We start from the raw sequence: 4,843 nt of genomic DNA on the forward strand, positions 1-4,843 counted from the left end.
GCTTATATCTATTATACACTAAACATTACTCGTGAACAACCTAAAAAATAGATATTTTTAACTATCTGAGACGATATACGAAGATCAGAAAATGGCATCCGGATTTTAGAAAATGATGTAAGATAATTGTGGTTGGGGGTTGACTTATTTTAACATTCTTCTTATAATATATAGGCAAATGTATAAACGAAAAACGTTGAAGAGGAGTATTAAGAGCCTATCGTTTTCAGAGAACTGCCGGACGGTGCAAGGCAGCAAGCGTAATCTCCCAACTCGCCTCTGAGTTCTTCTGCTGAATGAGAGCGTAGGCAGAAGCGGGTTCTTCCCGTTACAGGAGAAGATGAGTGCACTGACGGTACATCGTTGGTGAAGAAGAGTGGTACCACGGAAATTCAGCCTTTTCGTCTCTTAAGAGATGGAAAGGCTTTTGTTACGTGTGAATATACCAGGAAGAAAAACAGGAGGAACAGAAAAATGTCAAAAACACCTTATAATCATAAGGCAATCGAAAAAAAATGGCGTGAAAAATGGGAAGAAAACCCGGTAAACGTACAATATGATGAGAATGGCAATAAGAAACAGAAGTATTACTGTCTGGATATGTTTCCATATCCATCAGGAAATGGTCTTCATGTAGGACATTGGAGAGGGTATGTAATCTCTGATGTATGGAGCCGTTATAAACTGCAGCAGGGATATTATATTATCCATCCAATGGGGTGGGATGCATTCGGTCTTCCGGCAGAAAACTATGCGATTAAGATGGGGGTGCATCCGGCAATCTCTACAGAAGAGAATATTAAGAATATCAAACGTCAGATCAATGAGATCGCTGCGCTGTATGACTGGGACAGAGAAGTGAATACGACAGATCCGGAATTCTATAAGTGGACACAGTGGATCTTTGTAAAGATGTTCAAGGAAGGTCTTGCTTATGAGAAAGAATTTCCGATCAACTGGTGTCCGTCCTGTAAGACAGGTCTTGCAAATGAAGAGGTTGTAAATGGAAAATGTGAACGCTGCGGTACCGAGGTTACCAAGAAGAATCTGCGTCAGTGGATGCTTCGCATTACCAAATATGCGGACAGACTTTTAAATGATCTGGATAAACTGGACTGGCCGGAAAAGGTGAAAAAGATGCAGGCTGACTGGATCGGAAAATCCTATGGTGCAGAGGTTGATTTCCCTGTAGAAGGAAGAGAAGAGAAGATTACGGTATATACAACAAGACCGGATACACTGTATGGTGCGACATTTATGGTCCTTGCACCGGAGCACGAACTTGCGAAGAGTCTTGCAACAGATGAGACAAGAGATGCTGTAGAAAAGTATATTTTTGAAGCTTCCATGAAGTCTAATGTCGATCGTATGCAGGATAAGGAAAAGACAGGTGTATTTACCGGAAGTTATGCGATCAATCCGTTAAATGGAGAAAAGACACCGATCTGGCTGTCTGATTATGTACTTGCTGATTATGGTACAGGAGCAATCATGTGTGTACCTGCACATGATGACCGTGACTTCGAGTTCGCAACCAAGTTTGGTATTCCGATCATTCAGGTTATCGCAAAAGACGGAAAAGAAATCGAACATATGACAGAAGCATATACAGAAGCTTCCGGAACCATGATCAATTCCGGCGAGTGGAATGGTATGGAGTCCGCTGTTCTTAAGAAAGAAGCGCCACACATTATCGAGGAGCGTGGTATCGGACGTGCAACGGTGAATTACAAGCTGCGTGACTGGGTATTCTCCCGTCAGCGTTACTGGGGCGAGCCGATCCCGATCGTACATTGTCCGGATTGTGGATGCGTACCGGTACCGGAGGAAGAATTACCGCTTCGTCTGCCGGAGGTAGAATCTTATGAGCCGACAGGAACAGGAGAATCACCACTTGCGGGCATTGAAGAATGGGTAAACTGTACCTGTCCTGTATGTGGAAAACCTGCAAAACGAGAGACCAATACCATGCCGCAGTGGGCGGGATCTTCCTGGTATTTCCTTCGCTATGTAGACAATCACAATGATAAAGAACTGGTGTCCAGAGAAAAAGCAGATGAGATGCTTCCGGTAGATATGTATATCGGTGGTGTAGAGCATGCTGTACTTCACCTTCTGTATTCCCGTTTCTACACGAAGTTCTTATATGATATCGGTGTGGTAGACTTTGATGAACCGTTCCAGAAACTGTTCAATCAGGGAATGATCACCGGTAAGAACGGTATTAAGATGAGTAAATCCAAAGGAAATGTCGTATCTCCGGATGATCTTGTCAGAGATTACGGTTGTGATTCCCTGAGAATGTATGAGCTGTTCGTAGGACCACCGGAACTGGATGCAGAGTGGGATGACCGTGGAATCGACGGTGTAAACCGCTTCCTGAAGCGTGTATGGAATCTGGTGATGGACAGCAAGGATGCAGATATTCAGCCGACCAAAGAGATGATCAAAGAACGCCATAGACTGGTATGTGATATTACCAAACGTCTGGAAAGCTTCAGCCTGAATACTGCAATCTCCGGATTCATGGAGCATAACAACAAACTGATCGAGATCGCTAAAAAAGAAGGTGGCATCGATAAAGAGACACTTTCTACCATGGCAGTGCTTTTGTCTCCGTTTGCACCACATATTGCCGAGGAGATCTGGGAGCAGTTAGGACATGAAGGCAGTGTATTTGAAGCCGGATGGCCGACCTATGATGAAGAAGCTATGAAAGATGATGAGATCGAGGTGCCGGTACAGATTAATGGCAAGACAAAAGCTGTCATCTCCATCTCAGCAGATATCTCCAAAGAAGATGCAATTGCAGCCGGAAAAGCCGCAATCGCAGATAAGCTGACAGGAACGATCGTAAAAGAGATCTATGTTCCGAAGAAGATCATTAATATTGTACAGAAGTAATATAGGAGAAAACAGAAAAACTTTTCTATCGAGTGATGTTTTTCTTCTGTATAACATTTCGTATTGACAGCTAGTGATTACTAGCCTTATAATGGGGCTAGTAATCACTAGCTTTTCCTTTTTGAAAGGAGAATAATGAAGGAAGATACAATATGTCAGAATGGAATCTTGAAGAATATCTAAGTCACGGTGTGGAGCGAATTATAAAGGGGATTCTGAAGGCTTCACTGCAGAATCCGAAGGAAAGTATCTTTATGATGCAGTATGCAAAGGACAGCAGGCGGGCGAGGGAGATTCGAAGGACACAGGAAGAGGATTCTTTCACATTAATGCAGCCGGTGGAGCAGAACCCTGCCCGTTTTCGCCGTATTCCGATACCAGTTTGAAAATGATATCTTTGAAGGAGTCACTGAATTCTCCGTTATTTGTAAGGCTCCGGGAGGAGGGGCATCTGGAACGGGAGCATATCGGAGGCTGCGTGTTGTTTGAACAGGAAGAAGAAGTAAAACGTCTGCTGGGAGGTGCTTAAGGAATGACTACCAAAGAAAGAATCGTGGATGAAGCATTGACTCTGTTTTCTGTACAGGGATTTAAGGGAACCACTGTGAAAAATATCGCAGATGCAGTGGGCATCAAGGACAGTTCCATCTATAAACATTTTAAAAGCAAACAGGAGATTCTGGATGCAATCGTGGACCAGATGAAACGCCGTATGGAAGAATTGTCAGGAACGCTTGGGATTCCGCAGAATATCGACGAAGATTCTGTGATGGCAGCATACAGAGATCTTTCTTTACAGGAATTACAGAGAATCAGCCGCAAGGCATTTCTGTTTTATCTGAAAGATGAATTCATGTCCCGCTTCTGGCGTCTGTCTCAGATGGAACAATATCAGAACCGGGAAATCTATCATATATACAGAAGCATCTTTTTTGAACAGAGTATTCAGTATCAGACAGAGCTGTTCGCCGAGATGATCCGTCAGGGAGCATTCCGGGAGGCGGATCCGGAAGTGGTTGCTGTAAACTTTTATGCACCCATTTACTTTCTGCTCAGCAAATATCAGGAAGAAAGTGATGTGGAAGAAGCTTTGCGGGTACTGGATAAACAGATAGAAGAGTTTTACCATATTTATAAAAAGAAATAGAGAAAAGATTGTGAGTTGGAGTTCATTCATTGTGAAATGTAAGAAAGCCGTTGCCTGTGATCCTGGAAATGTAGAAACACAGACAACGGCTTTTTAGGCTTATTGGGGGATTTTGAGAGAATTAATAAATAGTTTTATCAGATTCTGTGATTCATCTGATAACGAGTACGAACAGCGTTCCAGAAGCCAGCAATAGACAACACCACGCTGGATTCGTGCATAGGTATGTGTGTAATCATTGGCGGAACGTTCGGATGATATGGTTCCGTCTTTCTGCCCCTCCTGAAACAGAGATAATATAACCTGATAGTATGGACGATTTTCACTGAGAATAAAGCGTTCATTGGAACTCATCACCTCATATCCGTACAATTGTGGTAAAAAACTGCGGTATGGAGAATCTTCGAGTAATCTTGAAGTATATTTATCAAATGCCAGTAATTTGTCAGCAGCACCCATGTCAGCATCAATGGTCTCCAGCCACTCAGAGTAATTGGAATCAAAGAATGATGCCATTCGGAAAAGCAAATCTTCTTTTGCATGGAAATGATGATAAAATCCGCTGCGTGAAGTTTCTGATTCTTTGAGAATGTCGTTTAAAGTTGTCTCTTCATATCCTTTTTCTAGAAATAATTTCCAAGCAACTTCGATTATTTTATCTTTTGCGTTCTTTTTTTGTGTATCCATTATTTTGTGCACCTCTTCTTTCTGTATTTTACTTTATCATATCGTTAATTGGTTGACAAGATGCACTTGTGAAGATATAATTGAGAATATAGTACAGTACATAAT

5 protein-coding genes and 1 other annotated feature are annotated in these 4,843 nt (G+C 42.3%); of the genes, 4 read left to right on the forward strand and 1 reads right to left on the reverse strand.

What is annotated here, in order from left to right; translation table 11 throughout:
• The first annotated feature begins 187 nt into the window (after positions 1–187).
• Positions 188–412: a binding site (T-box leader), on the forward strand.
• Between the two features lie 62 nt (positions 413–474).
• The 4 genes from leuS to JQM82_RS14305 all read left to right on the forward strand — a co-directional run bounded on the left by leuS (position 475) and on the right by JQM82_RS14305 (position 4,051).
• A complete protein-coding gene (gene leuS, locus JQM82_RS14290) occupies positions 475–2,904 on the forward strand; it encodes a leucine--tRNA ligase (protein WP_235251070.1) in 2,430 nt (809 codons plus the stop codon).
• A gap of 152 nt (positions 2,905–3,056) precedes the next feature.
• Positions 3,057–3,290: a hypothetical protein gene (locus JQM82_RS14295; protein ID WP_235251071.1), complete on the forward strand. Its 234-nt coding sequence runs from the start codon at positions 3,057–3,059 to the stop codon at positions 3,288–3,290.
• A gap of 2 nt (positions 3,291–3,292) precedes the next feature.
• Positions 3,293–3,433, forward strand: coding sequence for a hypothetical protein (locus JQM82_RS16430; protein ID WP_331472920.1), 141 nt, complete (start codon positions 3,293–3,295; stop codon positions 3,431–3,433).
• 3 nt (positions 3,434–3,436) lie between these two features.
• Positions 3,437–4,051 (forward strand): TetR/AcrR family transcriptional regulator, encoded by a 615-nt coding sequence (locus JQM82_RS14305; RefSeq protein ID WP_235251072.1) that lies wholly within the window; start codon positions 3,437–3,439, stop codon positions 4,049–4,051.
• A 99-nt stretch (positions 4,052–4,150) separates the two neighbouring features.
• On the opposite strand, the gene JQM82_RS14310 is transcribed toward JQM82_RS14305, so the two are convergent.
• Entirely contained in the window at positions 4,151–4,738 is a 588-nt protein-coding gene (locus JQM82_RS14310; RefSeq protein ID WP_235251073.1) for a TetR/AcrR family transcriptional regulator, read from the reverse strand.
• Positions 4,739–4,843: the final 105 nt, after the last annotated feature.

It is taken from the genome of Faecalicatena contorta (genome assembly GCF_021531995.1).
GTDB lineage: Bacteria > Bacillota > Clostridia > Lachnospirales > Lachnospiraceae > Dorea_A > Dorea_A contorta_A.